Annotated in this window: 35 protein-coding genes; 19 read left to right on the forward strand and 16 right to left on the reverse strand. The window is 61.2% G+C overall.

Annotated features, from left to right (window positions below; all coding sequences use genetic code 11):
• Positions 1 to 3: 3 nt before the first annotated feature.
• The 5 genes from DXY03_RS12045 to DXY03_RS01905 form a co-directional block, all read right to left on the reverse strand.
• Positions 4 to 162 carry a hypothetical protein gene (locus DXY03_RS12045; RefSeq protein WP_170950585.1) on the reverse strand — a complete coding sequence of 53 codons (159 nt, stop codon included), beginning with the start codon at positions 160 to 162 and terminating at the stop codon, positions 4 to 6.
• Positions 163 to 197: 35 nt separating this feature from the next.
• Entirely contained in the window at positions 198 to 371 is a 174-nt protein-coding gene (locus tag DXY03_RS12050) for a hypothetical protein (protein WP_170951940.1), read from the reverse strand.
• Positions 372 to 865: 494 nt separating this feature from the next.
• Complete coding sequence (locus DXY03_RS12680) at positions 866 to 988, reverse strand: hypothetical protein (protein WP_256377227.1); 123 nt, start codon at positions 986 to 988, stop codon at positions 866 to 868.
• A gap of 56 nt (positions 989 to 1,044) precedes the next feature.
• Complete coding sequence (locus tag DXY03_RS01900; protein WP_115008880.1) at positions 1,045 to 2,505, reverse strand: glycosyl hydrolase family 57; 1,461 nt, start codon at positions 2,503 to 2,505, stop codon at positions 1,045 to 1,047.
• Complete coding sequence (locus tag DXY03_RS01905) at positions 2,438 to 2,860, reverse strand: hypothetical protein (RefSeq protein WP_244272201.1); 423 nt, start codon at positions 2,858 to 2,860, stop codon at positions 2,438 to 2,440. The genes DXY03_RS01900 and DXY03_RS01905 overlap by 68 nt, the downstream gene beginning before the upstream one ends.
• A gap of 157 nt (positions 2,861 to 3,017) precedes the next feature.
• Here DXY03_RS01905 and DXY03_RS01910 point away from each other — a divergent pair, with 157 nt between their 5' ends.
• Together DXY03_RS01910 and DXY03_RS12055 are read left to right on the forward strand one after the other, a co-directional pair.
• Positions 3,018 to 3,356: a phenylpyruvate tautomerase MIF-related protein gene (locus DXY03_RS01910; protein ID WP_038555629.1), complete on the forward strand. Its 339-nt coding sequence runs from the start codon at positions 3,018 to 3,020 to the stop codon at positions 3,354 to 3,356.
• A gap of 82 nt (positions 3,357 to 3,438) precedes the next feature.
• Positions 3,439 to 3,603, forward strand: coding sequence for a hypothetical protein (locus tag DXY03_RS12055; RefSeq protein WP_170951941.1), 165 nt, complete (start codon positions 3,439 to 3,441; stop codon positions 3,601 to 3,603).
• A 134-nt stretch (positions 3,604 to 3,737) separates the two neighbouring features.
• Here DXY03_RS12055 and DXY03_RS12060 read toward each other — a convergent pair whose 3' ends face one another.
• Complete coding sequence (locus DXY03_RS12060) at positions 3,738 to 3,902, reverse strand: hypothetical protein (protein WP_170951942.1); 165 nt, start codon at positions 3,900 to 3,902, stop codon at positions 3,738 to 3,740.
• A gap of 303 nt (positions 3,903 to 4,205) precedes the next feature.
• On the reverse strand, positions 4,206 to 4,361 hold the full coding sequence (locus DXY03_RS01915; RefSeq protein ID WP_244272203.1) for a hypothetical protein: 156 nt from the start codon (positions 4,359 to 4,361) through the stop codon (positions 4,206 to 4,208).
• Between the two features lie 98 nt (positions 4,362 to 4,459).
• Between DXY03_RS01915 and DXY03_RS01920 the strand changes: the two genes are divergently transcribed.
• The 5 genes from DXY03_RS01920 (at position 4,460) to DXY03_RS01940 (ending at position 7,026) form a co-directional block, all read left to right on the forward strand.
• Positions 4,460 to 4,786, forward strand: coding sequence for a hypothetical protein (locus DXY03_RS01920; protein WP_244272205.1), 327 nt, complete (start codon positions 4,460 to 4,462; stop codon positions 4,784 to 4,786).
• A 208-nt stretch (positions 4,787 to 4,994) separates the two neighbouring features.
• A complete protein-coding gene (locus DXY03_RS01925; RefSeq protein ID WP_114988977.1) occupies positions 4,995 to 5,180 on the forward strand; it encodes a hypothetical protein in 186 nt (61 codons plus the stop codon).
• A gap of 89 nt (positions 5,181 to 5,269) precedes the next feature.
• A complete protein-coding gene (locus tag DXY03_RS01930; protein ID WP_244272207.1) occupies positions 5,270 to 5,503 on the forward strand; it encodes a hypothetical protein in 234 nt (77 codons plus the stop codon).
• A 56-nt stretch (positions 5,504 to 5,559) separates the two neighbouring features.
• Positions 5,560 to 6,225 (forward strand): SDR family oxidoreductase, encoded by a 666-nt coding sequence (locus tag DXY03_RS01935; RefSeq protein ID WP_115008883.1) that lies wholly within the window; start codon positions 5,560 to 5,562, stop codon positions 6,223 to 6,225.
• A gap of 15 nt (positions 6,226 to 6,240) precedes the next feature.
• On the forward strand, positions 6,241 to 7,026 hold the full coding sequence (locus tag DXY03_RS01940) for a J domain-containing protein (RefSeq protein WP_115008884.1): 786 nt from the start codon (positions 6,241 to 6,243) through the stop codon (positions 7,024 to 7,026).
• A gap of 214 nt (positions 7,027 to 7,240) precedes the next feature.
• Here DXY03_RS01940 and DXY03_RS01945 read toward each other — a convergent pair whose 3' ends face one another.
• Together DXY03_RS01945 and DXY03_RS12065 are read right to left on the reverse strand one after the other, a co-directional pair.
• Complete coding sequence (locus tag DXY03_RS01945; RefSeq protein ID WP_071823061.1) at positions 7,241 to 7,345, reverse strand: DUF4278 domain-containing protein; 105 nt, start codon at positions 7,343 to 7,345, stop codon at positions 7,241 to 7,243.
• 184 nt (positions 7,346 to 7,529) lie between these two features.
• A complete protein-coding gene (locus tag DXY03_RS12065) occupies positions 7,530 to 7,817 on the reverse strand; it encodes a hypothetical protein (RefSeq protein WP_170951912.1) in 288 nt (95 codons plus the stop codon).
• Between the two features lie 33 nt (positions 7,818 to 7,850).
• Between DXY03_RS12065 and DXY03_RS01955 the strand changes: the two genes are divergently transcribed.
• Complete coding sequence (locus tag DXY03_RS01955; protein ID WP_244272209.1) at positions 7,851 to 8,042, forward strand: hypothetical protein; 192 nt, start codon at positions 7,851 to 7,853, stop codon at positions 8,040 to 8,042.
• Here the strand turns inward: DXY03_RS01955 and DXY03_RS01960 are convergent.
• Positions 8,026 to 8,598 carry a hypothetical protein gene (locus DXY03_RS01960; protein WP_170951943.1) on the reverse strand — a complete coding sequence of 191 codons (573 nt, stop codon included), beginning with the start codon at positions 8,596 to 8,598 and terminating at the stop codon, positions 8,026 to 8,028. The two genes, DXY03_RS01955 and DXY03_RS01960, sit on opposite strands and share 17 nt — an antisense overlap.
• Between DXY03_RS01960 and DXY03_RS01965 the strand changes: the two genes are divergently transcribed.
• On the forward strand, positions 8,582 to 10,216 hold the full coding sequence (locus DXY03_RS01965; RefSeq protein WP_115008887.1) for an FAD-dependent oxidoreductase: 1,635 nt from the start codon (positions 8,582 to 8,584) through the stop codon (positions 10,214 to 10,216). The two genes, DXY03_RS01960 and DXY03_RS01965, sit on opposite strands and share 17 nt — an antisense overlap.
• A 2-nt stretch (positions 10,217 to 10,218) precedes the next feature.
• Here the strand turns inward: DXY03_RS01965 and DXY03_RS01970 are convergent, their stop codons facing one another.
• The gene (locus DXY03_RS01970) at positions 10,219 to 10,401 is read right to left on the reverse strand and encodes a hypothetical protein (protein WP_170950632.1); all 183 of its coding nucleotides are present in this window, start codon (positions 10,399 to 10,401) and stop codon (positions 10,219 to 10,221) included.
• A gap of 410 nt (positions 10,402 to 10,811) precedes the next feature.
• On the opposite strand from DXY03_RS01970, the gene DXY03_RS12445 reads away from it, so the two are divergent.
• The 4 genes from DXY03_RS12445 (at position 10,812) to DXY03_RS01975 (ending at position 12,864) form a co-directional block, all read left to right on the forward strand.
• Positions 10,812 to 10,979, forward strand: a complete 168-nt coding sequence (locus DXY03_RS12445) for a hypothetical protein (protein ID WP_206749715.1) — start codon at positions 10,812 to 10,814, stop codon at positions 10,977 to 10,979.
• A gap of 275 nt (positions 10,980 to 11,254) precedes the next feature.
• On the forward strand, positions 11,255 to 11,440 hold the full coding sequence (locus DXY03_RS12070; RefSeq protein WP_170951944.1) for a hypothetical protein: 186 nt from the start codon (positions 11,255 to 11,257) through the stop codon (positions 11,438 to 11,440).
• A 76-nt stretch (positions 11,441 to 11,516) separates the two neighbouring features.
• The gene (locus DXY03_RS12685; RefSeq protein WP_256377228.1) at positions 11,517 to 11,642 is read left to right on the forward strand and encodes a hypothetical protein; all 126 of its coding nucleotides are present in this window, start codon (positions 11,517 to 11,519) and stop codon (positions 11,640 to 11,642) included.
• 28 nt (positions 11,643 to 11,670) lie between these two features.
• Positions 11,671 to 12,864, forward strand: coding sequence for a DUF4336 domain-containing protein (locus DXY03_RS01975; protein ID WP_115009253.1), 1,194 nt, complete (start codon positions 11,671 to 11,673; stop codon positions 12,862 to 12,864).
• Here the strand turns inward: DXY03_RS01975 and DXY03_RS01980 are convergent.
• Positions 12,854 to 13,207, reverse strand: a complete 354-nt coding sequence (locus DXY03_RS01980) for a DUF760 domain-containing protein (protein WP_006849758.1) — start codon at positions 13,205 to 13,207, stop codon at positions 12,854 to 12,856. The genes DXY03_RS01975 and DXY03_RS01980 overlap by 11 nt on opposite strands.
• A gap of 49 nt (positions 13,208 to 13,256) precedes the next feature.
• The gene (gene lepB / locus DXY03_RS01985; RefSeq protein WP_115008889.1) at positions 13,257 to 13,847 is read right to left on the reverse strand and encodes a signal peptidase I; all 591 of its coding nucleotides are present in this window, start codon (positions 13,845 to 13,847) and stop codon (positions 13,257 to 13,259) included.
• A 57-nt stretch (positions 13,848 to 13,904) separates the two neighbouring features.
• Between lepB and menD the strand changes: the two genes are divergently transcribed.
• The 6 genes from menD to murF are packed head-to-tail and all read left to right on the forward strand — an operon-like array spanning position 13,905 to position 20,732.
• Complete coding sequence (menD, locus tag DXY03_RS01990) at positions 13,905 to 15,590, forward strand: 2-succinyl-5-enolpyruvyl-6-hydroxy-3-cyclohexene-1-carboxylic-acid synthase (RefSeq protein ID WP_115008890.1); 1,686 nt, start codon at positions 13,905 to 13,907, stop codon at positions 15,588 to 15,590.
• A gap of 5 nt (positions 15,591 to 15,595) precedes the next feature.
• Positions 15,596 to 16,465, forward strand: a complete 870-nt coding sequence (gene menB / locus DXY03_RS01995) for a 1,4-dihydroxy-2-naphthoyl-CoA synthase (protein ID WP_115008891.1) — start codon at positions 15,596 to 15,598, stop codon at positions 16,463 to 16,465.
• A complete protein-coding gene (locus DXY03_RS02000) occupies positions 16,465 to 17,016 on the forward strand; it encodes a L,D-transpeptidase (protein WP_244272211.1) in 552 nt (183 codons plus the stop codon). Before menB ends, DXY03_RS02000 begins: the two co-directional genes overlap by 1 nt.
• Positions 17,017 to 17,071: 55 nt before the next feature.
• A complete protein-coding gene (gene glgA, locus DXY03_RS02005; RefSeq protein ID WP_115008893.1) occupies positions 17,072 to 18,607 on the forward strand; it encodes a glycogen synthase GlgA in 1,536 nt (511 codons plus the stop codon).
• A gap of 2 nt (positions 18,608 to 18,609) precedes the next feature.
• A complete protein-coding gene (locus DXY03_RS02010) occupies positions 18,610 to 19,386 on the forward strand; it encodes a hypothetical protein (RefSeq protein WP_244272213.1) in 777 nt (258 codons plus the stop codon).
• On the forward strand, positions 19,383 to 20,732 hold the full coding sequence (murF, locus tag DXY03_RS02015; RefSeq protein WP_115008894.1) for a UDP-N-acetylmuramoyl-tripeptide--D-alanyl-D-alanine ligase: 1,350 nt from the start codon (positions 19,383 to 19,385) through the stop codon (positions 20,730 to 20,732). Before DXY03_RS02010 ends, murF begins: the two co-directional genes overlap by 4 nt.
• A 10-nt stretch (positions 20,733 to 20,742) precedes the next feature.
• On the opposite strand, the gene glmU is transcribed toward murF, so the two are convergent.
• Genes glmU through aroA form a run of 3 tightly spaced genes read right to left on the reverse strand, consistent with a single transcriptional unit; the run spans position 20,743 to position 24,355 of the window.
• The gene (glmU, locus tag DXY03_RS02020) at positions 20,743 to 22,095 is read right to left on the reverse strand and encodes a bifunctional UDP-N-acetylglucosamine diphosphorylase/glucosamine-1-phosphate N-acetyltransferase GlmU (RefSeq protein WP_115008895.1); all 1,353 of its coding nucleotides are present in this window, start codon (positions 22,093 to 22,095) and stop codon (positions 20,743 to 20,745) included.
• 36 nt (positions 22,096 to 22,131) lie between these two features.
• Positions 22,132 to 23,049, reverse strand: coding sequence for a tRNA (5-methylaminomethyl-2-thiouridine)(34)-methyltransferase MnmD (locus DXY03_RS02025; RefSeq protein WP_115008896.1), 918 nt, complete (start codon positions 23,047 to 23,049; stop codon positions 22,132 to 22,134).
• Positions 23,030 to 24,355: a 3-phosphoshikimate 1-carboxyvinyltransferase gene (gene aroA / locus DXY03_RS02030; RefSeq protein ID WP_115008897.1), complete on the reverse strand. Its 1,326-nt coding sequence runs from the start codon at positions 24,353 to 24,355 to the stop codon at positions 23,030 to 23,032. Before aroA ends, DXY03_RS02025 begins: the two co-directional genes overlap by 20 nt.
• Positions 24,356 to 24,377 lie beyond the last annotated feature (22 nt).

The following is a 24,377-nucleotide window of genomic DNA, read 5'->3' on the forward strand; positions in this document are numbered from 1 at the left end:
TGCTTATTTCTCGGCGATCACCCAGGCCGTGGCAGCTCTCTGACGCACATAGAGATCTGCGAGTTCCCGTGCCAGAGCTTTCAACTGGTCAAGATCGTCGGTTTCGTTGATGGACCGCTTGATCGCTTCAGCTTCGAACTGCTGAGGCAAGCTCAGGTTCATGACTTCCAAGCATGTCAACCAATTGTAACGAAGCGTTATTTCTTGTGTGGACTGGCTGCTGCCCGTGAGCGGGCAATCTCCTGCTGCCAAGCTAGAAGCAGATCTTTGCTGATCTCCTGAAGCTGTTTCACGTCAGTCATTGCATTGATATCGCGACTGCGCTGTTCAATGTCGAATTGTTGGCCAAGTGTCAGAGCGATGGGCTCCATGGTGACGTCGGCAGAATCAGCTCAAAGTATTGACTCGATCCTGCGTTGTCGTAACAACGGGTACGTTTATCCCTGCTGTGTGCTTATCCGTACTTGGTCTGGATGAATGAACATTGACCCTCGTTCTTGCCATCGTGATGTGAAGCAAGGGCCGGTCGCTAAATGTTGACATCGAAGGCGATGCCGTTCTGCATTGCTTATATTTTGTGGGTGATGCAGGTAGAGCTTTGGACGGTTCTGGACAAAATCTCGAGCGCCGCTATCACCTGGAAGTTTGGAGGGAAACGGTGTACTGGATGCAAGCGCGATGTAGCGACCTGCAGGAACTCGATCGCGAGGGCGATGCCGCTTCGATTTATATGGAATTTCGCCTAAAAGGGATCGGCTGAATCGAAATCAATTCTGGGATTCAGCGACGGGCAGGGAAACAGCCACCAGCAGGGCAATTCCGATTTCCGTGGCAGCGATCAGCAGTTCGGTAACGATTCCCATGCTCAATTGCGGTTCTCGTCGATGGGTGGCATGTCGCTGGGACGCATCAGGGCAAACACCACAGCAGACGTCAACACGATGCCAATGCCCACCATGGCGATGATTGCGGTTGTGTAATCACCCATCAGGTGCGATCAGCTCTCATCACGTTACACGAATGTAACGCTCTGTAAAGCATCTCTCAGCTGGTTGGAGCCGTTGCCGTCCTCTGATTCAGCAGCTCCTCTCCGCGGCGATGGATCTCCTGGGCATAGTCGGTCCAGGTTCCTTGACCCCAGTAGCGAAAACAACTGGTTTCCAGCAGCAGCACATGCAGCAACGCTTCCCGATAAGCCCGGGTCCCGGTGGTGGTGGGGTCTGCGGCGACTGAGCGGTCGAACAGCGCATGAAACTGAGCGCTGAGTTGATTCATCGGGCCCAGCACGTTGGCGTAACCCTCAACCCAGCTCAGATCGTTGGTCCAGGACGCACCCTCCATGCTGAAGCTGGTGTCGTCAGCCCTCAGTTTGCTGATGGTCTCTTCCATCGCTTCGGCTGAGGCGTTGTTGTCAAGCTCTTGCCAAAGGCGGTGTTGTTGTACCGCCTGGATGGTGGGGAAGTGGTGGCGATTCACTCCCTTGCGCTCCAGGGCCTCAAGGTATTCACTGCCGTTGATGGCCACGGTGCCGTTGGGGTTGTCACGGACGTGGCGATTGGCCTGCCGGAACGCCTCTGGGAATTCATTCATCATCACCCCACCGTTTTCTCCGTCGGCGATCTGGCTCACCAGTGATGGCAGCGCAACGTCACCAAGACGTTGCCGTTCGCAACCCAATGCCTCGTAATAAGGCTGCATCTGGCCCACAAGTTTGGTGTCAGACCCCTGGGTTTTGATCAGTGCCGTCATGCTGATCTCCTCGCCTCGACTGTTCCTGGCGAGAAGTTGATTGGGAACGAAGCATTGGCTGCGCGGCAGTGGACTGCCGTCCATGCGTTCAACGCTGTGCTCTTGCACCAGAAGCCACTGATATCCAGCGTCTTTGAGGGCTTTGATGAATTCGAACAGGGTGTCGGGATGGTTGGGTAAGGCCATCTCCGGCGGTGAGAACCCCTTCACTCGCTCCAGGGCAGCGCTGCCAAAACAGGCCGCGAACTGCTGTTGCCAGGCGCTGATTTGCAGTTTCAGGTCTGGGATGGGTGTGGATGGAGCCACGGCATGGCTCCAGAAGGTTCCCAGCCATTCCACATGTCCCTGCATCAAAGGGTCACAGGCGAGGTAGTGGAGTGCATCACCAATGTCGCCGCGCCCCATCTGCTCGATTCCCCAGAGCAGATTCCCCGAATAGTCGAGCATGATTCTTGGGTTGCAGCCTTCGTTGATCAGTTCAGGCAGCAGGTCGGCCAGACGCCGATAGCAGTGGGCGAATGGCTCTGCGTTGTGGTTGTCACCCTCGTTGGGGTGATCGAGCATGTATTGAAGATGGGAGATCAAAGTGTTGTTCGCCCCCGCCGGCACCGTTGGTTGGTGCATGTGGAGGGCACAGGCAAATCCGGAACGCAGTTGTTCAAGATCGATCGCGCTGTTGGCCCAGACGTCACGCGGGGTCCGCATCACAGCGGCGATGTCCGCTTCTCGTCCGCTGATCGGTGGACAGCCTGTCATTGCACTCCGCTTGTTGTGACCAGCCGGCACGCGGTGTTTGGCGCAGCATGCCTTCCCAATGATCACGCCAGGTGTACTGATCGCCAATGCCCGCCAACAGTTCAACCTCAGCAGGGGCCTGATCCAGCCGATGCCTCCAGCGGGTGATGTCTTCGGCTTTATCGAGCCAGGTGCTTATCACGTCGTGACGAATCGCTTCCCCATCCCAGTGGTGCTGGTCGGCCATGTTTTGCGACCAGTGCATCAATTCATCCAGGCTCAGTGGCCTGAATCCCATGATTGTGAGACCTGTGATCTGCTCGAGTTCAAAGCGACGCAGAACGTCTCCAAGGCCAAAGAAGTGAAGAAGGATCATAGAGCTGATCACTTTTGTGTGAAATTTATGAGCCTTTCTTTCTTCGAATTGTTCAGGTTGATGCTTTTTTTTGTGGAAATATTTCAATTAGATCAACGTCCAGGTCTTGGCACTCCTGGCCCGAGAGTGCCAAGCTTCTCCCAGCATTCTTGAGCCGATGCCTCTGATCAATGTGCGCACTTCGCTTCCAGCACTGAAAGACGGATCGGCGTTGCTGCAGGAGCTTTCGTCTGAGTTGGCCAACCAGACGGGCAAGCCGGAGGCCTACGTGATGACGCTCCTGGAGACGGGTGTGCCGATGACCTTCGCCGGCAGCCACGAGCCTTGCGCCTACGTGGAGGTGAAGTCGATCGGTGCCCTGCGTCCGCCCGCGATGACGGCCGCATTCTGTGAACTGATCCAGGCACGCACGGGAATCCCTGCTAATCGGGTGTACATCGGTTTTGAGGATGTGCAGGCCAGCTGTTGGGGTTGGAACGGCAACACCTTTGGGTAACAACAGCTGCTAACAGCAGGTAACAAGCCAATTCGCGTTGTCAATCAACTTGCTTAGCGTTTGCTCAGCACGAATGATTGCTGTGAGTGAATCCTTCGGTGGTCTGCCCAACAAAGAGTTGAGTTCTGGTGTGTCGCAGTGGTGGCGCGAACGGGTTCAACATCTGATTGATTGCGGCCGGGCTGAGGATGCCCGCTGCCTATACCTGGAGTTCGGGGATGACAGTGCAGGAACGCTGGGTTTCTGAAAAACTGCATAAAAAAGGAGGGTTCCCTAGGCCCTCCCGGAGTCGACGCATTACCCCTCACCGGGGTGCACCAAGTGTTACGTGTTGAACACTCAAGCGCTGTAAGTGTTGATACTTATTCTTGGCCGCAACGATCAACTTAAGGATTGTTCCTGACGCCGCAGAATTTCATAGGCCTGCCAGAGACCTTCAACGTCAGAGCACACGGCGTGTCGATTGCAGACGCGATAGCGGCCCTGGCCGATGGCATCAATGGTTGTGCCCTTGGAGGTGGCACAGATGCGATTGATGCTCTCCATGGGATTGGCTCAGTGGATCAAGGATCTACAGCCGTGAGGGGGCGGCCTGCACCTCTGATTTGCAGTTCTAAATCTCTTCTGCGGGAGAAAAGATCCATGGCTAACAGCTCAGCGCCATAAAAAAACCGGGCCAGGCCCGGTTTTTGTTCAGCTTTTGCTGGCGTTTTGAATGCTCAGGCTTTGGAAGGCTTGGTGGTGAGTGCAGCAGACATGGCGGAGGCCAGGAGCACGCATCCGGCGACGGCGAGAAAACCCATGGATCGGGGGGAGGGAACGACCTGTGCATCATTCCCACAGCTGGCGTCAGCTTTTGTTGCTGTTGGCACGGAATTCGGAAGAACCTTGCCTTCGGCAGCCCTCGGCCGTTTTCACAGGCATCTCCTGACGGTCGAGACACGATGAGCACAGCAATTTCCCTTTGTTGCGCCAGTACGCCGCCATCGAGCGCTCGATGCGCATGGAGCACCCTTCACAGCGAAATAACGGCATCGACGGCTCCGCGACGCAGCCCTTCTAACGCAACGGCGCGGTTGAACCGGTGTTCTCTGTGACGATGGGTGCGCTTCGCTCGCCCCAGCCTTGTGATGCAAGCCCTGCGTTTGTTGCTGCTCACCCTGATGGTGCCCGTCGCCTCTGCCTCCTCGTCGTTTCAGCCCTTGGATCGGGTTGAGGGTTGGTTGATCGAGCGACGTTTGGACGCCAACCAGGATCCGATCTGCCGTGCGTCTGTGCCAGGACCTGGCACCTGGTTCTCGGCACGGGTTCATCTGGATGCGAACGACGAGATGGTGGTGCCTGCCGGGCTGCATCGGCCGGACGAAACGAGGCTGGAGGCTGTGCGTGATGCGCTCCGGCGTTGTCGCGCCAGTGTTCTTTATCTGTAGCGAATAAAGCTTTGTGGCTTGGAGCGCTGCTGATCTGAAATCGAGCTATGAAATCAGGGTCGGCAGTTGCAAAATCGTCGACTCCTCACACCACCCGAGCCTCCGCCAAGCGCGGGGGCTTTTTTTTGATTGATCCCGAACAGCATCTTTCGATTTTGTGCTCAGCAAATGTTTTGCGGTTGTGATGTTTTTAACCGCTAAATCTCTGATGTATTGCATCGAGAGGCTTGATACAGGAGGGCAGTGGATCCAGGAGATCTGCTTCAAAACGGAGTTCAAAGCCTTTGTGAATGCCCGCACCAAATCGCGCGCCACGTTGAAGACCTATCGCGTGGTGCATGCCACCTGGAACCAGGTGGTCACCGTTGTGCAGGGATCAGCTGAACCCCATTGATCTGGCTTGCTTTGGCGTTTCCCGAGCCGTTGCGATCCCGAAGACTTCAAGGCTCTTTCTTGGATGTGAAATGTCCTGAGCCATAACCGGTGGCCCAGGGGCCTGTGGGCATGATCCTCACGCGGTATCTCAGTAGTGAAGGTTGGGTGGAGGAGTGTTCCCATGCCAACGCTTTTGATGCCTATATCGACGCACGGCGACGCTGCGTGCTCCGAGGCTGCCCCTATCTGCTGGTGGATGCAGAGACCGGCATCACGGTCTCCGTGCTCACGGTGAAACAGTGTTTGCATCAGTACGGCGTCGAGGGGGATTTCCCGGCGTGATCGCGTCAGGGGATCGACGCAAGAGCCGGCAGGATGGCGGTTGCTGAAACCTCCCGATGGCGACGTTTCTGGTCACCGGCGCAAACCGTGGGATCGGCTTGGAATACTGCAGGCAGCTCAAGGCCCGTGGCGACGACGTGGTGGCCGTTTGCCGTCAAACCAGTGATGAACTGGAGTGCCTGGGGGTGCGGGTGGAAGCCGGCCTTGAGTTGAGCGACAGCCAAGCCATTGATGACCTGGTGCAGCGACTGGATGGTTTGCCCCTCGATGGCGTCATCCTCAATGCCGGGATTTTGCAGTCGATGGGCCTGAAGGATTTGGATCCCTCCGGGATTCGCCGCCAGTTTGAGGTGAACGCCCTTGCTCCTTTGCTGCTGGCCAGGGCGTTGGTGGATCAGATGCCCAGCGGAGCCAAGTTGGTGCTGATGACCAGCCGCATGGGGTCCATCGACGACAACAGTTCGGGAGGCTCCTATGGCTATCGGATGTCGAAGGTGGCGCTCAACATGGCCGGAAAGTCGTTGGCGATTGATCTGGAACCGCGGGGCATCGCCGTGGCGATCTTGCATCCCGGATTGGTGCGCACCCGCATGATTCGCTTCAATCCCAGCGGGATCCCCCCCGAGCAGTCGGTGAAGGGGCTGTTGGCCCGGATCGATGGCTTGACCATGGCCACCAGCGGCAGCTTCTGGCATGCCAATGGTGAGTTGTTGCCGTGGTGAGGCGGGAGACACGCTTTGGGCTTTGATCCGCGTCAGTGGTCAGGCGGACGCCCTGAACAACGGGTCACCAGCAATGTTGAGGCGTTGCTGGCGGAGAACGACGCTTTGCGTCGCGAGGTGTTGCGGCTCAACCGTGAGTTGGAGCGACTGCAACGTCAGCAACGCCAACGCATTCGTACGGAGCCCAGATCCCATCGCGCCTGGAGTGAGCCATCGGCACAAGCTCCACCGCGCATCAGCAGCCAACAGGTGCGGGCCTGGGGGCAGGCCCTGGCTCAGCAGCCGGGATGGACGGCACTGCGTCAGCGCGGATTGGAGCTGTTGATCGAGCAGCTCAACCGCAGTGGTTTTCCTGCCCACTTAACCCTTGAACAGCGGTTGGATCGGTTGGTTCGGGGGCTGGGAACAGATCTCATGGCGGCGGTGGGAGCCAAGCCGAACAAGCAAACAACGGCCGTTCTGGCGGCGTTTACCTTGTTTGGGGTTCGCGCGAGTGAATGGCTGGATGAGGATCCACAGCGTGTGGTGGAGCAGTTGCGTCAGCGGCAGGACCAATCAGGTTCAAGGCGGCAGGGTCGCCGCACCCGAACGGACCAACGTCAAACGGATCGTCAGGACGATGGCCACGCCCGTGATCCACGCCGTGCCGCTTTAAGGGTGTTGGGCTTGGAGGCCAACGCGTCCCTCGCTGAGATCAAGCAGGCGCATCGAAAATTGGTGAAGCAGCACCATCCCGATCTCGGTGGTTCTGCTGAGGCGTTTCGACGCGTCAATGAGGCGTATCGGTCGTTGGTTCAGTGACGCTCTTGTCCGATGATCTGGGGTAGCAACAGGTGGTGTTTATGCCGGTGGAAGTTGGTGTGGTGCTGATTGGTGCTGGCTTTGCCGTGGGTGTGTCCCTTGCCGTCGCCGTTTGGTTTGAACGTTGGAAGGCCAAACAGCCCGATCCTGAAGGCAAATGAGCCATAAACAAGCCCCGCCGAGGCGGGGCTTGTAAGAGGTCGTTGTGCTGTTCTCAGCTGGCGACTTTCTGACCGCGATAAACAAGAACTGGGCGCTGAACGTTGGACGCAGCAGCGTTGTTCTGGTTGTACTTCTGGCCGCGATAGGTCAGGGTCATGATGGGTTCCTCGAAGCAAGCTCAGGTCCCCGTTCCATGGCCTGAGTCGAACTGCGCCTCGCCGAAGACGAGGTGAACGTGATTGCGTAGCAGTTGCTACAGATTCTTTATAGGGGTGGTGTCAATCGACGTGTCGTTCGTGCTGTTACAGAACAGGAAATCTGTTCAGCTCCGATGGGTTGATTCAAGCCCTTAAGTACTTTAAGCGCGTTTGGGTGGTGTGTGCACCGGGCGTGGCTTGAGTTGAGGTGCTTTCTGGGTCATCACGGCTGAAGGTGAATTGGATTGATTCTGTCGCCGCTTGAATGGTCGGAATGATGGATCGGCTACCGATCACGAGGTTCAGGCCCTGATCGCTCTGGCTTGGACTCAAAGCTTCCATTAATTCGTTGTTCTGCTGAACAGTTCGGCTGCGATTGAGTGATCCTTGATGCTTACTCAGTGTGAAGCTCATGGCGCCGAAGGACGCCATCCGTACGGTGTGGGCAGGTCAGTTTTCGCGGTCATGAACAGCTCTCAGAGCAAGGATGATTGGGTGAAGGCGCAGCAGCACAAGTTCCATAAACCGATTGATGTCGACACCTTGATGTGGGTGCGCAATCGCCTGATGCGTTTGGAAGTGGAGGCCCGTTGGGCCGACCGCATCTGTGTGTTTGAAGAGTTCTTCCCCAACGACGCGATCATTCCGCGTATCTGAACCTCAGCCATGTTGTTGGCTGCATTTGGTCTGGTTTCCAGCGTCGGTCGCCAATCAGACAGATCTTCTGAGCTTCAGCCGCAATCCTTGACACAGCTGATTGAAGGTTGATGGGTCGCAGTTCTTGGTTGAAAAATCCCACCCGTTGTTCTGCAGCATCCACCTGGCAGCCCCAGGCACAATCCGCTTCCTCTGGCCAGGCGAAGGTGAATCCTTCCGCTGCGGCGCTTCTTCTTAAGACGCCGAGCATCTCTACCAAAGCCGCATGATCGAAGCCGTTGTGATGCTTGCCATTGGTTTGTCGATGGCAGGCGTGGTTCTTGGCAATCTGAACAACGACGAGTCCGTTTAAGTTCAAAAGCTGTTGCTGCTTTTGATGACCTTGTTTGCCTTCATGCTCGGGCAGCTTGAGATCAGCAATCTCACAGCAGCCTTCCTCGCTCTGGTGGCGTTGGTCTTTGTGGGCAGCTTTGCTGTGGTGTCGTTGCAGACCGGTGAGCTGATCAAACCCCCAAAAAACGACTGAGTCTGAAAGGTTGATGCCTGAACAAGCCAAGGTCGCCAGCGCGGATGGCTCCCATGTGATGGTGATCGGTGCTGGCTGGGCCGGCTGGGGTGCAGCCAAAGCCCTCTGTGAAGCCGGTGTTCGCGTCACCCTGGTTGACGGGATGTCGGATCCCACGGGGAGGACGCCGATACGCACGGCCAGCGGTAAACCCTTCGAAGCGGGCACCCGGGGCTTTTGGAGGGATTACCCCAACATCAATGCGCTGACCGATGAGCTTGGGCTCACCGACGTGTTCACTGAATTCACCACCAGCGCCTTCTGGTCTCCCGCCGGTCTGGAGGCCACGGCCCCGGTGTTCGGTGACGGGTTGCAGTTGCCCAGCCCCCTGGGGCAGGCCATGGCAACGATCAAGAACTTCAAGCGCCTGCCTGTTGCCGATCGCCTGAGCATTGCCGGCCTTTTGGTGGCGATGCTTGATCTGAACCGCAACGAGGAGACCTTTCGGCGTTACGACGCCATCGATGCGTTGACCCTGTTCTGCCAACTGGGAATCACGGAGCGGATGATCGACGAATTCTTGCGTCCGATTCTTTTGGTGGGTCTGTTCAAGCCACCGGAGGAATTATCGGCAGCCGTCACCATGGAGCTGCTCTACTACTACGCCCTGGCGCATCAAGATTCCTTTGATGTGCGCTGGATTCGCACTGGCAGCATCGCCGAGCAGCTGATCGCTCCCCTGGCGGAACGCCTGCTCGGCTCCGGTTTGCTCACTGTTCTGGCAGGAATGTTGGCCACGCGCCTGAATCTTGATCAGCCAGGCGAAGCGATTCGGTCGGTGGAGGTCCGTTGCAAAGCAACAGGCCGCTCCAGCGTTGTTGATGACGTTGATGCGGTTGTGCTGGCGGTGGGTGCCAAGGGCATGCATGCCCTGATGGCGGAGTCGCCGCGTTGCAGTGATGTGCTGCCGGAGCTGGCGGCTGCTGGCGGTTTGGGGGCGATTGATGTGGTGTCGGTGCGGTTGTGGCTGGATCGCACCATCGCGGTCGCCGATCCCGCCAATGTCTTCTCGCGCTTCGACGCTTTACAGGGTGCGGGCGCCACATTTTTCATGCTCGACCAGTTGCAGAACGCGGATCTTGATGCGCTCTGGGATGGCAGCGAGCCCCAGGGATCCGTGGTGGCCAGCGACTTCTACAACGCCACGGCAATCGCAGCCTTGAGTGATCAGGAGATCGTCGACACCCTGCTGAATGAGTTGTTGCCCCAGGCGGTGCCGGCCTTCCGGCTTGCCCAGGTGCTGGAGTTTGAGGTGCGGCGTTACCCGGGCTCGGTGTCTTTGTTCTCCCCCGGCAGTTTCAGCCAGCGGCCGCCGCTGCAGACGGCACTTCCGTCTGTGGTCTGCGCTGGCGACTGGGTGCGGATGGGCGAACGCGAGCACGGTGCCAAGGGCCTGTGCCAGGAACGGGCCTACGTCTGCGGTCTTGAGGCGGCCAACGCCTTGATGCGCAGTGGGGTGGTGAGAGGGGCGAATGCTGCGACCCTTCCAGAGCATTTGGTGCGGCCGATCCGTCCGGAAGAGCCCCAGGTGCTGTTGGGCCGGGCCCTCAACAAGCTCGTGATGGACCCCCTGGAGGCGTTTGGGATCCGTTGGCCTTGGCTGGCCTGATCTCAGAAATTCAGTTGACCTGAAAGCCAGAGTTCTTGCCAAGACCCTGCGGCTGAGGCATTCAGCGCCATCAGGATGGTCACGCTGATGCCACCCAGGGTGAGCCCCACCCCCATCATGATCAGGGCGGTCAGTCCTTCCGCTTCGGTGAGCGGTTGCTTTTCGAGAAAGCGACGCTTGGCCATGGCTGCTGATCCGATGCACCCGTTCTGCATCGGCCTTAGGCCACTTGGCAACAGGCCGTATCACTCATTCACGCAGAGCTGCGGGGGGATGACTCAGCGTTGCTTAGGTTGCTGGCCTGCGCTTGACGCCGCCCCGATGGGTTTCATCATGCAGCCATGACTGGTTTGATCTGTGGCATGACCGCCCTGTGGCTCCACGCCTGGTGGTGTTGCAGAACAACCAATTCGCCCGCGGTCAAGCGCAGCTGGCCCTACCCGCGCTCGTGGAAAAACAGCGCCGATCTGTATGAGAGACCCTGTCGCCGTCACCGTCATCTCAGGGCACGAACGCAACTCAGCGCACGCAGCCGCCGCGGCATCGCCGGCAGAACGCCTGTCTTGGTAGCGCAAGTTACTGAAAACGCCTAAGTTTGAGCGTCTGGATTTTTCTGTTGAACGGCAGCCAATCGGTCGAGGCCAGAAGTGAGAAGCGCCGTCAGCAGCTGATGGGACTTTCGTTTATGGCTGCAGCGCTCGGCGTTCTGGCGTTGTTGGCGATCCGTCTTGGCACCTGTTGCTCCTGGTTCGGTTCGCACTGAACTTTTCGGGTTGGCAGCTGGTGGTCTGTGGTGTTGGCTGCCTCGGCAAGGCTGCGCTAGCCACCAGATGTGGTGTCCTCAGCCCTTGATTGTGGGTGCAGGGCCGGTATGTTTCGTCTGTTCCCCATCACCTGGCTTCAGCCCATGCGGCTGAGGCTTTTTTATTGCCTTCTTGCAGGGCGTTGTATCCAGACAAACCAACTTCCGATTGTCTTAAGTGACATCACTGGGTGGCAACGGCCACATCGACATCACGTTCCTTACGCAGAAAATACATGCCTTCCCTTGATGTCTCTGCTGAATTGTCGAGCATCAAATGGGAGAACGATGGGGAAATGTCTGCGCAAGACACCTGGACTCTGGTGAAAAAGCTCACCAAGGTGGGAGAGCAAGACAAGGCATCCAACCTGTTGCATTTGTTGTCGAAACACAGCCACTCCAAGCGCTCCAATCGCCGCTGAATTCGACCCTTCCTTGTGCAGGTGGTCTGGTTGTTGATGGAAATGTGGGTGGGGTTATTCGTTCTGTCTCCCCCTTTTGAGCGAGGGCGCCGCCTTGAACACTCCCTCATCTGAGGGATGGACCATTGGTGCTGGTGGGTTGGCGGCAACCGGGCGACTGGTGCTGTTCTGGGCCGGAGTGGGTGGTTTGCCTCTGGCCTGATCCATTCCTCTGCAGAATCACTGCATTGATGGGGAGTGTGGTGGCTGGAGCTGGTGTGAATCCTGCTGATCAGCGCTGGGGTTTTTGGCCGCTGCTGCCGCTCTACCCCTACGGCCGCCGCCGCACGCTGTTCAGTGAGCTGATACCTGGCCAGCTCTGGAGCCTGGAGCAGCTGCAGGGGGTGTATTACGTGGCCGTGCCGGTGCGGCTCACCGTGGCCAAGGTGCCCGGCGGCTTGATGTTGGTGAACCCTCTGCCGCCCACCGGTGAAGTGCGCCAAGCCATCGCCGGGCTGGAGCAACAACACGGCCCCGTGCGCACGATCGTGCTGCCCACCGCCTCTGGTTTGGAGCACAAGCTTCCTCTAGGTCCCCTGGCCCGCGCCTTCCCGGATGCGGACATCTGGGTGTGTCCGGGCCAGTGGAGCTTCCCGGTGCAGTTGCCTCTGTCCTGGTTGGGTGTGCCGCCCCGTCGCACCAAGGTGTTGTTCGACGATGGCCTTCCCCATGGCGATGTTTGTGAGTGGTTCTCCCTTGGACCGCTCGACCTTGGCGTGGGCCGTTTCCAGGAAGTCTCCTGTTTGCATCGCCCGTCAGGCGCTCTGTTGGTGACCGACGCCCTGGTGGGCATCAGTGCCGAACCCCCAGCGTTGTTTGACCTCGATCCAACGCCGCTGTTGTTCCATGCCCGCGAACGCGGCGATGAGCCCCTCCGCGATTCAGCGGAAGCCCGCCGCCGCGGCTGGGCCCGGCTGGTGCTGTTTGCCTCCTACCTGAGGCCGGAACCGCTGGAGGTGCCCGCGCTGCCTGAGTTGCTGCGGGATGCGTTCAAGCCAGGGCTCCGTTCCCTGAAAGCCCACTTCGGCCTCTACCCCTTCCGCTGGAAGGCCGGTTGGCAGGCGGCTGCTGATGGCTTGATCGGTGAAGACGCGCCCAGGCTGCAGGTGGCCCCTGTGCTTGAGCGGTTGGTGTTGCCCAGAGCCAAAGAGGCTCTGTTGCGATGGCTGCAGGAGTTGAGCGGCCAGGCTGAGCTGCGCTGGCTGGTGCCGGCTCACTACAGCGCGCCGGTCACATTCACGCCCGAAACCGTGCAACACCTGCTCGCGTCATTGCAACAGCGGGACTGGGCTCCAAGTTCTGAGAATTGGGAGTTTCTTGGATCCATTGATCAGCGTTTGCTCGATCTCGGCGTGGTGCCTGATCAGCCCGTGATCAAAGCTTGAGTTCGTCTTCCGGCTCGATCGCCATCTGTTCATCAGCGAACAGGGTCTCTTCCAATTCCTTGCGCTGTTCCATCTGGCGCAGGAAATAACCCGTCATCATGGCCGAGGCCAGCATGTTGGCGAGGTTGTCGCGGTTGGCCGTCACCTTCACCTCAAAGTGCTCGCCAGGGAGCATTCCCAGCAGACCCTGAACGTTGTGGCGAATGATGTCCTGAATATCGTTGCTTGCTGATTTGGCGACCCGTTGCAAGGTGTCCGGCGACTGCTCCTGCAGGTACTGGATCAAGCTGTTCCCCGCGTGACCATCACTGCTGTCAGTTGTCAGGAACTCGGGGTTAAACATTCGTGTGTGATCTGCATCACGGACTTGACCTTACCGCAAGCCATTGGCATCAACCGCCATCGCCGCTGTCGGTGATCCGTAACGGACCGAACCTCTGCAGCGGCCAATACCGCCACACCGCCGTGCCCAGAACATTGGTTTCCGGCAGTGATCCCCAGAGGTGGGAATCGAGGCTGGCATTGCGGTTGTCCCCCATCACCCACAGCTGATCCGCCGGCACGGTGATCGGGGCCATTTCGTAGTTGATCGCTTCCGCCAACCAGGGTTCCGCAGCCGGTTCACCGTTGCGGAACAGCCTGCCGTCATGCACGTCAAGCTGATCGCCAGGAAGCCCCACCACCCGTTTGATCAGTGCTGCAGATGCGTCGTAGCCAGCGGCCACGAGCTGCTCTGGCGGGACGAACACCACCACATCACCCCGGTGCAGATGGCTGTGGCGGCTGCGGGCCAGGCGGGGCCTCACCTTCTCCACCAGGATGCGGTCCTGCAGCTGCAGGGTGGGCAGCATCGAGCCGGAGGGAATCCAGCGCGGTTCCACCACCAACCAGCGCAACAGCAGCGCCAGCAGGGCCCAGAGAATCAGATTGCGCCAGAAGCCCTTGCTGTCTTCTCCTGGAGCGGGTGTCGTGGGTTGGGTCATCGTTGACCGAAGATCACACCAGCCTGGCCTGCTGCACTGACCATCGCTCGCACCAATTTGCAGGCCGCCCTCACGCTGCTAGAGGCTCTTTGTCTCCAGGGGCTGAAGCAGCTGGTGCTCTGCCCTGGCAGCCGTTCCGGCCCCTTGGCAACCGCGGCTGGAATGCTGGCGTCCCAGGCGAGGCTGCAGCTGGTCACGGCCATCGACGAGCGGTCCGCAGCGTTTCTGGCCCTCGGCATGGCAACCGCCCATGGTCCTGCCGTGGCAGTGGTCACCACCTCCGGCACAGCAGTGGCCAACCTGCTTCCCGCTGCGGTGGAGGCGGACCGTTCCTGTCAGCCCTTGCTGCTGCTCACGGCGGATCGCCCCGCTCGGCTCAAAAACTGCGGCGCCAACCAGACGGTTAACCAGGAATCCTTTCTGCTCTCGGCCTGCCGCTGGTTCGGCAGTGGAGCGGCAGACGGTGTCCACACCCAGGCCAACGACGTCCTCAATGCCCTGGCGGTTCAGGCCTGGCAGCAAGCCCATGGTTCTGGCACTGGGCCGCCGGGAGCGGTTCACCTCAACTTGCCCTTCGAGGAGCCGCTGCACACCACGCTCGAGCAGCAGCAACAGCTGGTCTCAGCTGCGCTCCCGCCCACGGATTGCCCTGAGCCTTCGCCCGAGATCGCGTCTGCGCCTCGCCTCGATCCAGAGCGCCCGGGGGTTGTGATTGCGGGCCCTTGGCGCGGTCTTTCGCCCGCGCTGGAGGCCTATCAACAGGCGCTGCACCATTGGCTGAAACTCAGCGGTTGGCCTCTGTTGGCCGACCCCCTCGCTGCCCTTGCTCCCGATTGCCCCAACCGCATCGAGCACTGGGAGCTGCAACTGGATCGGCTGAACCTGCCTGACGACGCTCAGGTGTTGCGGCTGGGACCCATGCCCGCCAGTCGGCGGTTGGAGGCTTGGCTTCAGCGCCATCAGGGCCCCCAACTTTTGATCACCGAAGCGGATCCAAGGCCGCTGGATCCGCTGCAGGTGGCCAGCCAATGGTCCGGGGGCATGGCCGCTTGGATCGCCCAACAGCCTGGTCTGGAGCCGCTGAGCAAGCCATCGGTTGGCACCGATGACCTCTCGGCCTGGATCGAGGCCCAGCTGCCCTTGCGTGGCGCCGTGAATGAGCCCGCCCTGGCCTATTGGCTTCCCCAGCTCCTGCCGGAGCGGTTGCCAGTGATGTTGGCCGCCAGTTCACCGGTGCGCGATTGGTTGACCTGGGGTGGGCCCGCCTGCGGCCGCCACCGTTGCTTCAGCTTCCGCGGCGCCTCGGGCATCGACGGCACCTTGTCCCTCGCCATGGGTCTGGCGGCGAATCTCGGTCCGTTGGCGTTGGTGACCGGTGATCTGGCCCTGCTGCACGACAGCAACGGCTGGCTGCATGCATCGTCCGCTGATGCAGCTCCACCACTGCTGGTGCTGCTGATCGACAACGGCGGCGGCGGCATTTTTCAGCAGTTGCCCATTGCCACTCCGGGCTTCGAATCGCTCTTCGCTATGCCCCAGCAGGTGGATCCCCTGGCCCTGGCGGCGGCCCACGGTGTGCCTGGACGCCAGGTGGCCTGTCTGGAGGATCTGCAGGAGGCCTTGGCCTGGGGCTTGACGCAGCAACGGCCGGTGTTGTTGCGCTTGTGCAGCGACCGCGGTCGTGATGCTGCCCTGCGTCAGCAGCTGCGCGCCGCTGCTCAGAATGAACGCACCGAGCCCTGAACCCGATGAGTGACATGCGTCAGGTGCTCCCCGGTGCGCCAACCGCGCAATGGACACCGTGGGGCAGCTACCAGGACATCCTTGTGGACCGTTGCGCTGACGGCCTGGCGCGTGTGGCCATCAACCGCCCCGCCAAGCGCAACGCCTTCCGCCCGCAGACGGTGATGGAGCTCTGTGATGCCTTCACGCGCATCCGGGATGACCGTGACATTGGTGTGGTGCTGTTCACCGGCGTTGGTCCAGCCCCCGATGGTGGCTATGCGTTCTGTTCCGGCGGCGACCAGAGTGTTCGCGGCGACGGCGGTTACATCGGTGAGGACGGCTTACCCCGCCTGAACGTGCTGGATCTGCAGCGCATCATTCGCAGCCTGCCCAAGGTGGTGATCGGCCTGGTGGCCGGCTATGCCATGGGCGGCGGCCAGGTGTTGCATCTGCTCTGCGACCTCAGCCTTGCTGCCGAGAACGCTGTGTTCGGCCAGACCGGCCCCAAGGTCGGCAGTTTTGATGGCGGCTTTGGTGCGGGCTACCTGGCGCGAGTGGTTGGCCAGCGCAAGGCCCGTGAAATCTGGTTTCTCTGCCGCCGTTATGGCGCCAAGGAGGCGTTGGACATGGGGCTCGTCAACGCCGTGGTGCCGTTGGAGCAGTTGGAGGCGGAGGGGGTGCGCTGGGCCCGCGAGGTGCTGCAGCACAGCCCTACGGCCATCCGTTGCCTCAAGGCCGCATTCAACGCCGAAACCGATGGCCTTGCCGGGTTGCAGGAATTGGCGGGCAATGCCACCCACCTCTTTTATCGAACCGAAGAAGCCGTGGAAGGCCGCAATGCCTTCCTTGAGAAGCGGTCTCCGGATTTTTCCGAGACAGGCTGGTTACCCTGATGGGGATGCTTCCTCTCCCTCCGCCGGAACCGCTGGCCCTGCTGCAGGCGGCGGCTGAGGATTCCGTGGCGGCAGGCCTGGCTTCACTGCCTCAGGATCTCCGGAGCAACAGCCGTCGCCATGTGGTGATGTTGCGCGGCCGTCGCCGTGTGTTCCTGCTCGACAACGGCAGGCTGCGCAGTGCCTTTCCGGTGGCCATCGGCATGCCCGGCTGGGAAACCCCCACCGGACGCTTTGAAGTGCTTCAGAAGATCCCCAATCCGGTGTGGGTGCATCCGGTGAGTGGTGAGCGGGTGGAGGAACAGGGGGCCAACAATCCCTTGGGCAGCCATTGGATCGCCTTCCATCGCGATTGCCGCGGCCGTGATGCCCATGACGGCGATGCCTGGATCACGATCAAGGGATGCACCACCACGGGGTTCCACGGCACCCCCCATCGCTGGACGGTGGGACGGGCCGTCTCCCATGGCTGTGTGCGGCTTTACAACGAGGATGTGCGTGCCCTGTATCGCCAAGTGTCGCTTGGAACTCAGGTGACGGTTCTTCCCTGACGGAACAGATTCCTAAATTCCCCTTAAAGTCGCCGCGCCAACGCCGATCTGAGACATGCGCATCCTCTTCGCTGCAGCGGAATGCGCCCCGATGATCAAGGTTGGAGGGATGGGCGATGTTGTTGGCTCTTTGCCCCCGGCATTGGCCAAGCTCGGCCACGACGTGCGACTGATCATGCCGGGCTACGCCAAGCTCTGGAGCCGCCTCAACGTGCCGGCGGAGCCGATCTGGCGAGCCCAGACCATGGGCACCGAGTTCGCCGTCTATGAAACGAAGCATCCCACCAATGGGATGACGATCTACCTGGTGGGTCATCCGGTGTTCGACCCGGAGCGCATTTACGGCGGCGACGACGAAGACTGGCGCTTCACCTTCTTCGCCAGTGCTGCTGCCGAATTCTCCTGGAACGTTTGGAAGCCCCAGGTGCTGCATTGCCACGACTGGCACACCGGGATGATCCCGGTGTGGATGCATCAGGACCCGGAAATCAGCACGGTCTTCACCATCCACAACCTCAAGTACCAGGGTCCCTGGCGCTGGAAGCTCGATCGGATGACCTGGTGCCCCTGGTACATGCAGGGGGATCACACCATGGCCGCTGCCCTGCTCTACGCCGATCGCGTCAATGCGGTGTCGCCCACCTACGCCCAGGAGATCCGCACGGCGGAGTACGGCGAAAAGCTGGAGGGTCTGCTCAAATTCGTCTCGGGCAAGCTGCGCGGCATCCTCAACGGCATTGATCTGGATGCCTGGGACCCAGCCACCGATCGCTCCCTGCCGGCGAACTTCAGCGCCGACGATCTTTCCGGCAAGGCGGTCTGCAAGAAGGTGCTCCAGGAACGCATGGGGCTGGAGGTGCGGGAGGACGCCTTCGTCCTTGGCATGGTCAGCCGCCTTGTCGACCAGAAGGGAGTTGATCTGCTGCTGCAGGTGGCTGATCGTCTGCTGGCCTACACCGACACCCAGATCGTTGTGCTGGGGACCGGCGACCGGGGGCTCGAATCCGGGCTCTGGCAACTCGCATCCCGTCACCCGGGCAAGTGCGCCGTCTTCCTCACCTACGACGATGACCTGTCGCGGTTGATCTATGGCGGCAGCGATGCCTTCCTGATGCCCAGCCGGTTTGAGCCCTGTGGCATCAGCCAGCTCTATGCCATGCGCTACGGCTCAGTGCCCGTGGTTCGCAAGGTTGGTGGTCTCGTTGACACCGTTCCGCCCCACATCCCCGCTGCCGACAGCGGCACAGGCTTCTGCTTCGATCGCTTTGAACCGGTCGACTTCTACACAGCCCTGGTGCGGGCCTGGGAGGCCTTCCGCCACCGCGACAGCTGGGTTGAGCTGCAGAAACGCGGCATGAATCAGGACTACAGCTGGGATCGTTCCGCGGTCGATTACGACCTCATGTACAAGGACGTCTGCGGCATCAAGGAACCAACCCCGGATGCTGCCTTGGTGGAACAGTTCTCTCAGGGGCAGGCTGCTGATCCTTCCCGTTCCGAGGGGCAGACTGAAGAGGCCAGGGTTCCTGCTGAGGTGACCTCCGCCGGCCGGAATCCCCTGAATCGCCTCTTCGGTCGTCGATCCAGTTGAGTTTGAGCGAGCCCGCCCGATCCGACTCCCCACCTGAGGCTCGTTCCGAGCTCCAGGGGGTGGAGCCATCGGGCAATCTCCCGGCTCCCTACGTCAGCCCCTGGCAGGAGTTCGGCCGCAACCTGCAGGCGATGGCCGCCGATCTTCGGCTCAGGGGTCAGGAACTCTGGCGCCGCAATCGAGAGGGTGAGCTTTCGGTGCCAGGCTTCTGGCCCCGGGATTTGGCCCCCAGCTTCTGGCCACTGCTGCTGGTGCTGCTCCTGCTGCTGCCGCTGGCTGGGGTCCGCTTCTGGCAGGACCATGCCCGCCCCGCCCCGCGTCCGGAGCCGGTCATGGAGCAGCGGACGTCTCCCCTTGAGCTCCCCGTGCCGGAGCTGATCCCAGCACCACAGCCCATGCTGGAGGAGCCATCTCTTCCGCCGGAAGCTGTGGATGCGGAGCCAGCTTTGGAGCCATTGGAGCCGGAGCAGCCCCCCCAGCCCCAACTCAGTTTCGATCCCCTGTTCGAGTTGTTTCAGGACAAGGCCGTCCCGGAAGGACTGCTCCTTTCAGCCAAGCCCGTTCCGGAGCAGGACCGCTTGCTGTTGGAGTTGTCTGTTGACGCTTGGCAGCAGATGTCTCTCGATCAGCGCCAGAGCCTCGCCTCCAGTTGGCTTCAGTCGGCGTTTGAGCTGGATTACGCCAGTCTTCAGTTGGTCAATGAACAGGGCGATCTGCTGGGGCGGTCAGCTCGGGTTGGGGGCGGCATGATCCTGTTTGACCTCGGGTTGGTGGGATGACCCTGACGCTGCGTCAGCTGCTGGATGCCTGGGGAACGCCGCAGGGCGCCAGCTTTGAACCCGATGCCCTGGTGGGACGGGTCTGCACCGACAGCCGACAGCTTCAGGCGGGTGATTTTTTTGTCCCCCTGGTGGGCGAGCGCTTCGATGGTCATCACTTTCTCGCCCAACTGCCTGAACACAAGGTTCAGGCTGCTGTTGTGAGCCGCAGCTGGACTGAACCGTTGCCTTCGGGCCTGTTGCATTGGCGGGTGGACGACACACTGCGGGCCTATCAACAGCTGGCCTTGCTGCATCGCCGTGCCCTGGGCAAGCCTCTGGTGGCGGTGACGGGCTCAGCCGGCAAAACCACAACCCGGGAGTTGATTCGAGCGGCATTGACTCCGCTGGGAGCGATTCAGGCCAGCGCAGGCAACAACAACAACGACGTTGGTGTCCCCCTCACCGTTCTGGGTGCCAGCGCAGCTGATGCGGCCCTGGTGATTGAGATGGGCATGCGGGGGCCTGGGGAAATCGAGCGTCTCTCCCGCTGCACCGAGCCGGATCTTGCGGTGATCACCAACATTGGAACGGCCCACATCGGTCGTCTCGGCAGCCGTGAAGCGATTGCAGCGGCCAAATGTGAAATCACGGCTGGCTTGCATCCAAAGGGAACCGTGGTGATTCCCGCCGGTGATCCCCTGCTGGAGTCGGCTTTGGCGGCGGTGTGGTTCGGCCACGTGCTGCGCGTGCGCCTGGCTGACGATCCCGAGGTCGAATCCGATCTGGTTGGAGGCGTCACCGGCGACCAGTTGCTGATCGGTGCAGATCGTCTCCCGCTACAGCTGGAGGGACGCCACAACGCCCGCAACCTGCTCTTGGCCGTCGCTGTTGCAGACCAGTTGGGCGTGTCCCGCCAGGCGTTGCAAGCCATGCGGGTGACGGTGCCTGAAGGACGCAACCGCCGCCTGCAGCAGGGTGGTTTGACACTCCTCGATGAGACCTACAACGCCTCGCCTGAGGCGGTGTTGGCGGCTCTTGAGCTGCTGGCGGCGCAACCGGGGCGACGTTTTGCCGTGTTGGGGACCATGCTGGAGCTTGGCGAGCGCAGCCTGGAGCTGCATCAGGAGGTTGCCGCCCGCGCGGTGCAGCTGGGCCTGGATGGTCTGGTGCTGGTGGATGGCGGTGCGGAGGGCCAGGCAATGGCTGAAGTGGCGGCTCCCCTGCCCCACCTGCAGCTGGTGTCGCATCCCGAAGACGCCGCAGCGCCCCTGGCCGCCTGGCTGAACTCCGGTGATGTTCTGCTGCTCAAGGCCAGCCGCGGTGTCGCCCTGGAACGGTTGATTCCGCTGTTGCCAAGTCTTTAAAAAGGCTGGACTAAACCTTTCGTTCCGCCCAGCCGTCCTTGGTCATCTGGCGGGCGCGACCAATCGCCAGAGCGCCATCCGCCACATCCTTGGTGATCGTTGACCCGGCACCGATGGTGGCGCGTTCACCGACGTTGATGGGGGCCACCAGCACGGAATTGGCACCGGTTTTGCTGTTGCTGCCGATCACGGTGCGGTGCTTGTTCACCCCGTCGTAGTTGGCGGTGATGGTTCCGGCCCCCACGTTGACCTTCTCCCCGAGTTGGGCGTCGCCGATGTAGCTGAGGTGGTTCACCTTGGTGCCAGCCCCCAGCTGGCTTTTCTTCACCTCGACAAAGTTGCCGATGCGGCAGCCATCGCTGACATCGGCGGCGGGCCGCAGGTGAGCAAAGGGACCGATGGCAACGTCGTTGCCGACCTTGGCCTCTCGCACCACGGAGTGCACCACACTGACGTTGCTCCCAACTGACGCGTCCTCGATCAGGCTGCCGGGGCCGATCCGGGAGTTGTTGCCAACCACGCAGCGCCCGCGGAAGTGGGTTTGCGGTTCGATCACCACATCGCGGCCGAAACTGCAGCTCTCGCTGAGGGTGCAGCTTTCGGGATCAACGAACGTGACCCCTTCATCCATCCAGTGGTGGCGCAGCCGTTGCTGCAGCAGGGCTTCGCACTGGGCCAGTTGCCGCCGGTTGTTGATGCCGTTCACCTCATCGGCATCGGCCACCTCCAGGTGCATGGCCTTCGGCAGCATCGCCACCGTGTCGGTGAGATAGAGCTCCCCTTGATCGTTGTCGGTGCTGAGCTTCGGCAGAACGTTGGCCAGGGCTGTCCAGTTGAAGCAGTAGATCCCGGCGTTGGTGAGGTTGTTGCTGCGTTGCTCGTCTGTGCAATCGCGATGCTCGATGATGCTGCTCACCTGGCCGTCGGCATCGGCGAACACACGCCCGTAACCGGTGGGATCCTCGAGCCGTGCCGTCAGCAGGGTGACATCGGCACCGCTCGCCCGGTGCTGTTGCACCAATGCTTCGACGGTTTCACTTCTCAGCAGCGGCACATCGCCGTTGAGCACGAGCAGTTCCCCTTCAAAGCCCTGCAGCGATGGGATCAGCTGTTGCACCGCATGGCCCGTGCCGTTCTGGGGCTGCTGCAGAACAAATTCCAGGCCTCCGAGCGGAGCCAGCTGTTGCTCCACCCGTTCGGCCTGATGCCCAACGATCAGCAGCCGCCGTTCCGGTTGCAGGTCGCCGGCGCTGGCGAGCACCCGTTCCACCAGGGTGGCTCCCGCCAGTGGTTGGAGCACTTTCGGGAGTGCGCTCTTCATGCGGGTGCCTTTTCCAGCGGCCAGTACGGCTACGGCAAGCATGCGGAGCGAGGGGAAGACGGGCGGAATCTACCGGGCTCAGGACGGACTGTCCCTGCGCCAGCGCCTTTGCCAGGCATTGGTGGGTTCATAACCGCAATGCTCCTGTTCAAGGCGGCGGCGCTCAAGGATGTCTTCAGCTGTGGAGTTGCCCTGGAGATCACGAAATGGCACGGCCGCCCGGGTCTGCAGGTGTTCCCTCTCCATCGCCGAGAGCTGGCGCCAACCGGGGCCGTCCAGAGGACAGGCGGCGTCTGCAGGCGTGGCCATGGTGCCGCTGCTCCATCCCACCCGTTCGCCCGGGGCCGGCAGCAGGGAATACAGGCTCAATCCCGCCCGCTTGAGGCTGGCCCGCACCGCGGCGGAACGGCTGTAGGTGAGCAACCGTCCCTGCGGAGCCAAGCGCTGCGCCAGCGCTCCCAGGAATTCCTCGCTCCACAGTTCCGGGCAACGCTGGGGGGAGAAGGCGTCCAACAGCACCAGATCAAAGCGAACGGGCTCGGGAATCTCCTGGAGCATCGATCGGGCATCGCCCCAGAGCTGGATCCCTTGGCTGTTGGGTTTTTGCCAGCAGCCGTGGTCGCGAATGGCTTCAAGCTTCGCCAGCACAGAGGCTGACCAGAGGGATTGGAAACTGGCCTGCTCCAAGGCTTGTTCCAAGGGCCGGCGGTCCAGTTCAAGCCCCCACCACCGCAGTTTCGGCCCTGCCGTCGGCAAGGCTTCCAGCACAGCGGCCGTGTTGTAGCCGAGCCCCAGGCACACATCCAGGATCTTTAATTCAGTGCCGCCGCTGAAGCGCTGCAGCTCAGCGGGTTGGACGAACTTGGCCCGGGCCTCATTCAGGGCTCCCGCCGAGTTGTGAAAGGCCTCGCCGAAGTGATCGCTGTGCAGGCTGAAGCTGCCATCCGCCGTCGGATAGACGCGGAGCGCACCGAGCTCAGCAGCGGAGCCGTTCAAGTTCGTCCCAGAACGAGGGATACGACACGGCTGCAGCTTCGCTTCTCGCGAGGCTCGAGTTGCCGTCGGCGAGCATGGCCGCCACGCCGAGGCTCATTGCCACCCGGTGATCGGTTTCGCTGTCCAGCACGGCTCCCTTGAGCGTTCGACCGCCGCGGATGGTCATGCCGTCCTCATGTTCATCAATGTCGGCCCCCATGGCCTTGAGCTGACGCGCCATCACCGCCAGCCGATCGGTTTCCTTCACCCGCAGTTCAGACGCTCCACTGATCCGGCTTTCGCCCTCGCAGAAACAGGCGGCGACGCTGAGGATCGGCACTTCATCCACGAGGCGGGGCATGATCTGCTCGCCGAAGTTGAAGGGCTTCAATGGGCCGTGGGTCACCCGCAGATCGCCCACCGGTTCGCCCGCCACGTCACGGGGGTTGAGCACCTCGATCAGGGCACCCATCTGCTCCAGCACCTCCAGGATCCCGGTGCGTGTTGGATTCAGCCCCACATTTTCGATGGTGAGATCGGCACCTGGAATCAAGGCTCCAGCCACAAGCCAGAAGGCCGCCGAGCTGATGTCACCAGGGACCACCACGTTCTGGCCCTGCAGGGTGGCGCCGGGACGCACGCTGATGTGCCGTCCCATTTCGCCGCCAACGGTGAGATCAGCACCGAAGGCCTTCAGCATCCGCTCGCTGTGATCACGGGACTGGGCCGGTTCGATCACCGTGGTCGGGCTCTCGGCCGTGAGCGCAGCCAGAAGCAGGGCTGATTTCACCTGGGCACTGGCCACGGGCGTGCCGATCACCGTTCCTTTCAGCTGGCGCCCCTGCACCGCCAGCGGCGCCAGGTTGCCGCCATCACGGCCATGCACTTCCGCACCCATTGAGGCCAACGGTTGGCCCACCCGACGCATCGGGCGGCGGCGCAGGGAGGCATCGCCATCCAGCACGAAGTGGCGACCGTCGCGGCCCGCCAGCAGGCCCAGCATCAGTCGCATCGTGGTGCCGGAGTTGCCGCAGTCGAGCACTTCTGCTGGCTCCTGCAATCCGTCCAGGCCAACCCCTTCAACGGTGACGATGCCGCCATCGGTGATCGGGCTGATGCTGACGCCCATCGCCCGCAGGCAGGCGGCGGTGCTCAGGGGGTCTTCGGCAGGGAGCAGACCATCAATGGTTGTGGTGCCCTCTGCGATGGCGCCGAACAGCAGCGATCGGTGCGAGATCGATTTGTCACCTGGAACCTTCACCCGTCCCTGGAGGGTTCCTCCGGCCTTGAGCTCACGGGGGTCGTCGGGTTGGCCTGTGCCGCTCAAGGTTGTTTCGTCGTTGGGCTGA

Source organism: Synechococcus sp. N5, assembly GCF_900473925.1.
Lineage (GTDB): Bacteria > Cyanobacteriota > Cyanobacteriia > PCC-6307 > Cyanobiaceae > Parasynechococcus.

Excerpts from the sequence above, each read along its gene's own strand:
- DXY03_RS12045 (WP_170950585.1), bottom strand. The coding sequence starts at position 162 with ATGAACCTGAGCTTGCCTCAGCAGTTCGAAGCTGAAGCGATCAAGCGG.
- DXY03_RS12050 (WP_170951940.1), bottom strand. The coding sequence starts at position 371 with ATGGAGCCCATCGCTCTGACACTTGGCCAACAATTCGACATTGAACAG.
- DXY03_RS12680 (WP_256377227.1), bottom strand. The coding sequence starts at position 988 with ATGGGTGATTACACAACCGCAATCATCGCCATGGTGGGCATTGGCATC.
- DXY03_RS01900 (WP_115008880.1), bottom strand. The coding sequence starts at position 2,505 with ATGACAGGCTGTCCACCGATCAGCGGACGAGAAGCGGACATCGCCGCT.
- DXY03_RS01905 (WP_244272201.1), bottom strand. The coding sequence starts at position 2,860 with ATGATCCTTCTTCACTTCTTTGGCCTTGGAGACGTTCTGCGTCGCTTT.
- DXY03_RS01910 (WP_038555629.1), top strand. The coding sequence starts at position 3,018 with ATGCCTCTGATCAATGTGCGCACTTCGCTTCCAGCACTGAAAGACGGA.
- DXY03_RS12060 (WP_170951942.1), bottom strand. The coding sequence starts at position 3,902 with ATGGAGAGCATCAATCGCATCTGTGCCACCTCCAAGGGCACAACCATT.
- DXY03_RS01915 (WP_244272203.1), bottom strand. The coding sequence starts at position 4,361 with ATGCGCATCGAGCGCTCGATGGCGGCGTACTGGCGCAACAAAGGGAAA.
- DXY03_RS01925 (WP_114988977.1), top strand. The coding sequence starts at position 4,995 with ATGTATTGCATCGAGAGGCTTGATACAGGAGGGCAGTGGATCCAGGAG.
- DXY03_RS01935 (WP_115008883.1), top strand. The coding sequence starts at position 5,560 with ATGGCGACGTTTCTGGTCACCGGCGCAAACCGTGGGATCGGCTTGGAA.
- DXY03_RS01945 (WP_071823061.1), bottom strand. The coding sequence starts at position 7,345 with ATGACCCTGACCTATCGCGGCCAGAAGTACAACCAGAACAACGCTGCT.
- DXY03_RS12065 (WP_170951912.1), bottom strand. The coding sequence starts at position 7,817 with ATGGCGTCCTTCGGCGCCATGAGCTTCACACTGAGTAAGCATCAAGGA.
- DXY03_RS01955 (WP_244272209.1), top strand. The coding sequence starts at position 7,851 with ATGAACAGCTCTCAGAGCAAGGATGATTGGGTGAAGGCGCAGCAGCAC.
- DXY03_RS01965 (WP_115008887.1), top strand. The coding sequence starts at position 8,582 with ATGCCTGAACAAGCCAAGGTCGCCAGCGCGGATGGCTCCCATGTGATG.
- DXY03_RS01970 (WP_170950632.1), bottom strand. The coding sequence starts at position 10,401 with ATGGCCAAGCGTCGCTTTCTCGAAAAGCAACCGCTCACCGAAGCGGAA.
- DXY03_RS12070 (WP_170951944.1), top strand. The coding sequence starts at position 11,255 with ATGCCTTCCCTTGATGTCTCTGCTGAATTGTCGAGCATCAAATGGGAG.
- DXY03_RS01975 (WP_115009253.1), top strand. The coding sequence starts at position 11,671 with ATGGGGAGTGTGGTGGCTGGAGCTGGTGTGAATCCTGCTGATCAGCGC.
- DXY03_RS01980 (WP_006849758.1), bottom strand. The coding sequence starts at position 13,207 with ATGTTTAACCCCGAGTTCCTGACAACTGACAGCAGTGATGGTCACGCG.
- lepB (WP_115008889.1), bottom strand. The coding sequence starts at position 13,847 with ATGACCCAACCCACGACACCCGCTCCAGGAGAAGACAGCAAGGGCTTC.
- menB (WP_115008891.1), top strand. The coding sequence starts at position 15,596 with ATGAGTGACATGCGTCAGGTGCTCCCCGGTGCGCCAACCGCGCAATGG.
- DXY03_RS02000 (WP_244272211.1), top strand. The coding sequence starts at position 16,465 with ATGGGGATGCTTCCTCTCCCTCCGCCGGAACCGCTGGCCCTGCTGCAG.
- glgA (WP_115008893.1), top strand. The coding sequence starts at position 17,072 with ATGCGCATCCTCTTCGCTGCAGCGGAATGCGCCCCGATGATCAAGGTT.
- murF (WP_115008894.1), top strand. The coding sequence starts at position 19,383 with ATGACCCTGACGCTGCGTCAGCTGCTGGATGCCTGGGGAACGCCGCAG.
- glmU (WP_115008895.1), bottom strand. The coding sequence starts at position 22,095 with ATGCTTGCCGTAGCCGTACTGGCCGCTGGAAAAGGCACCCGCATGAAG.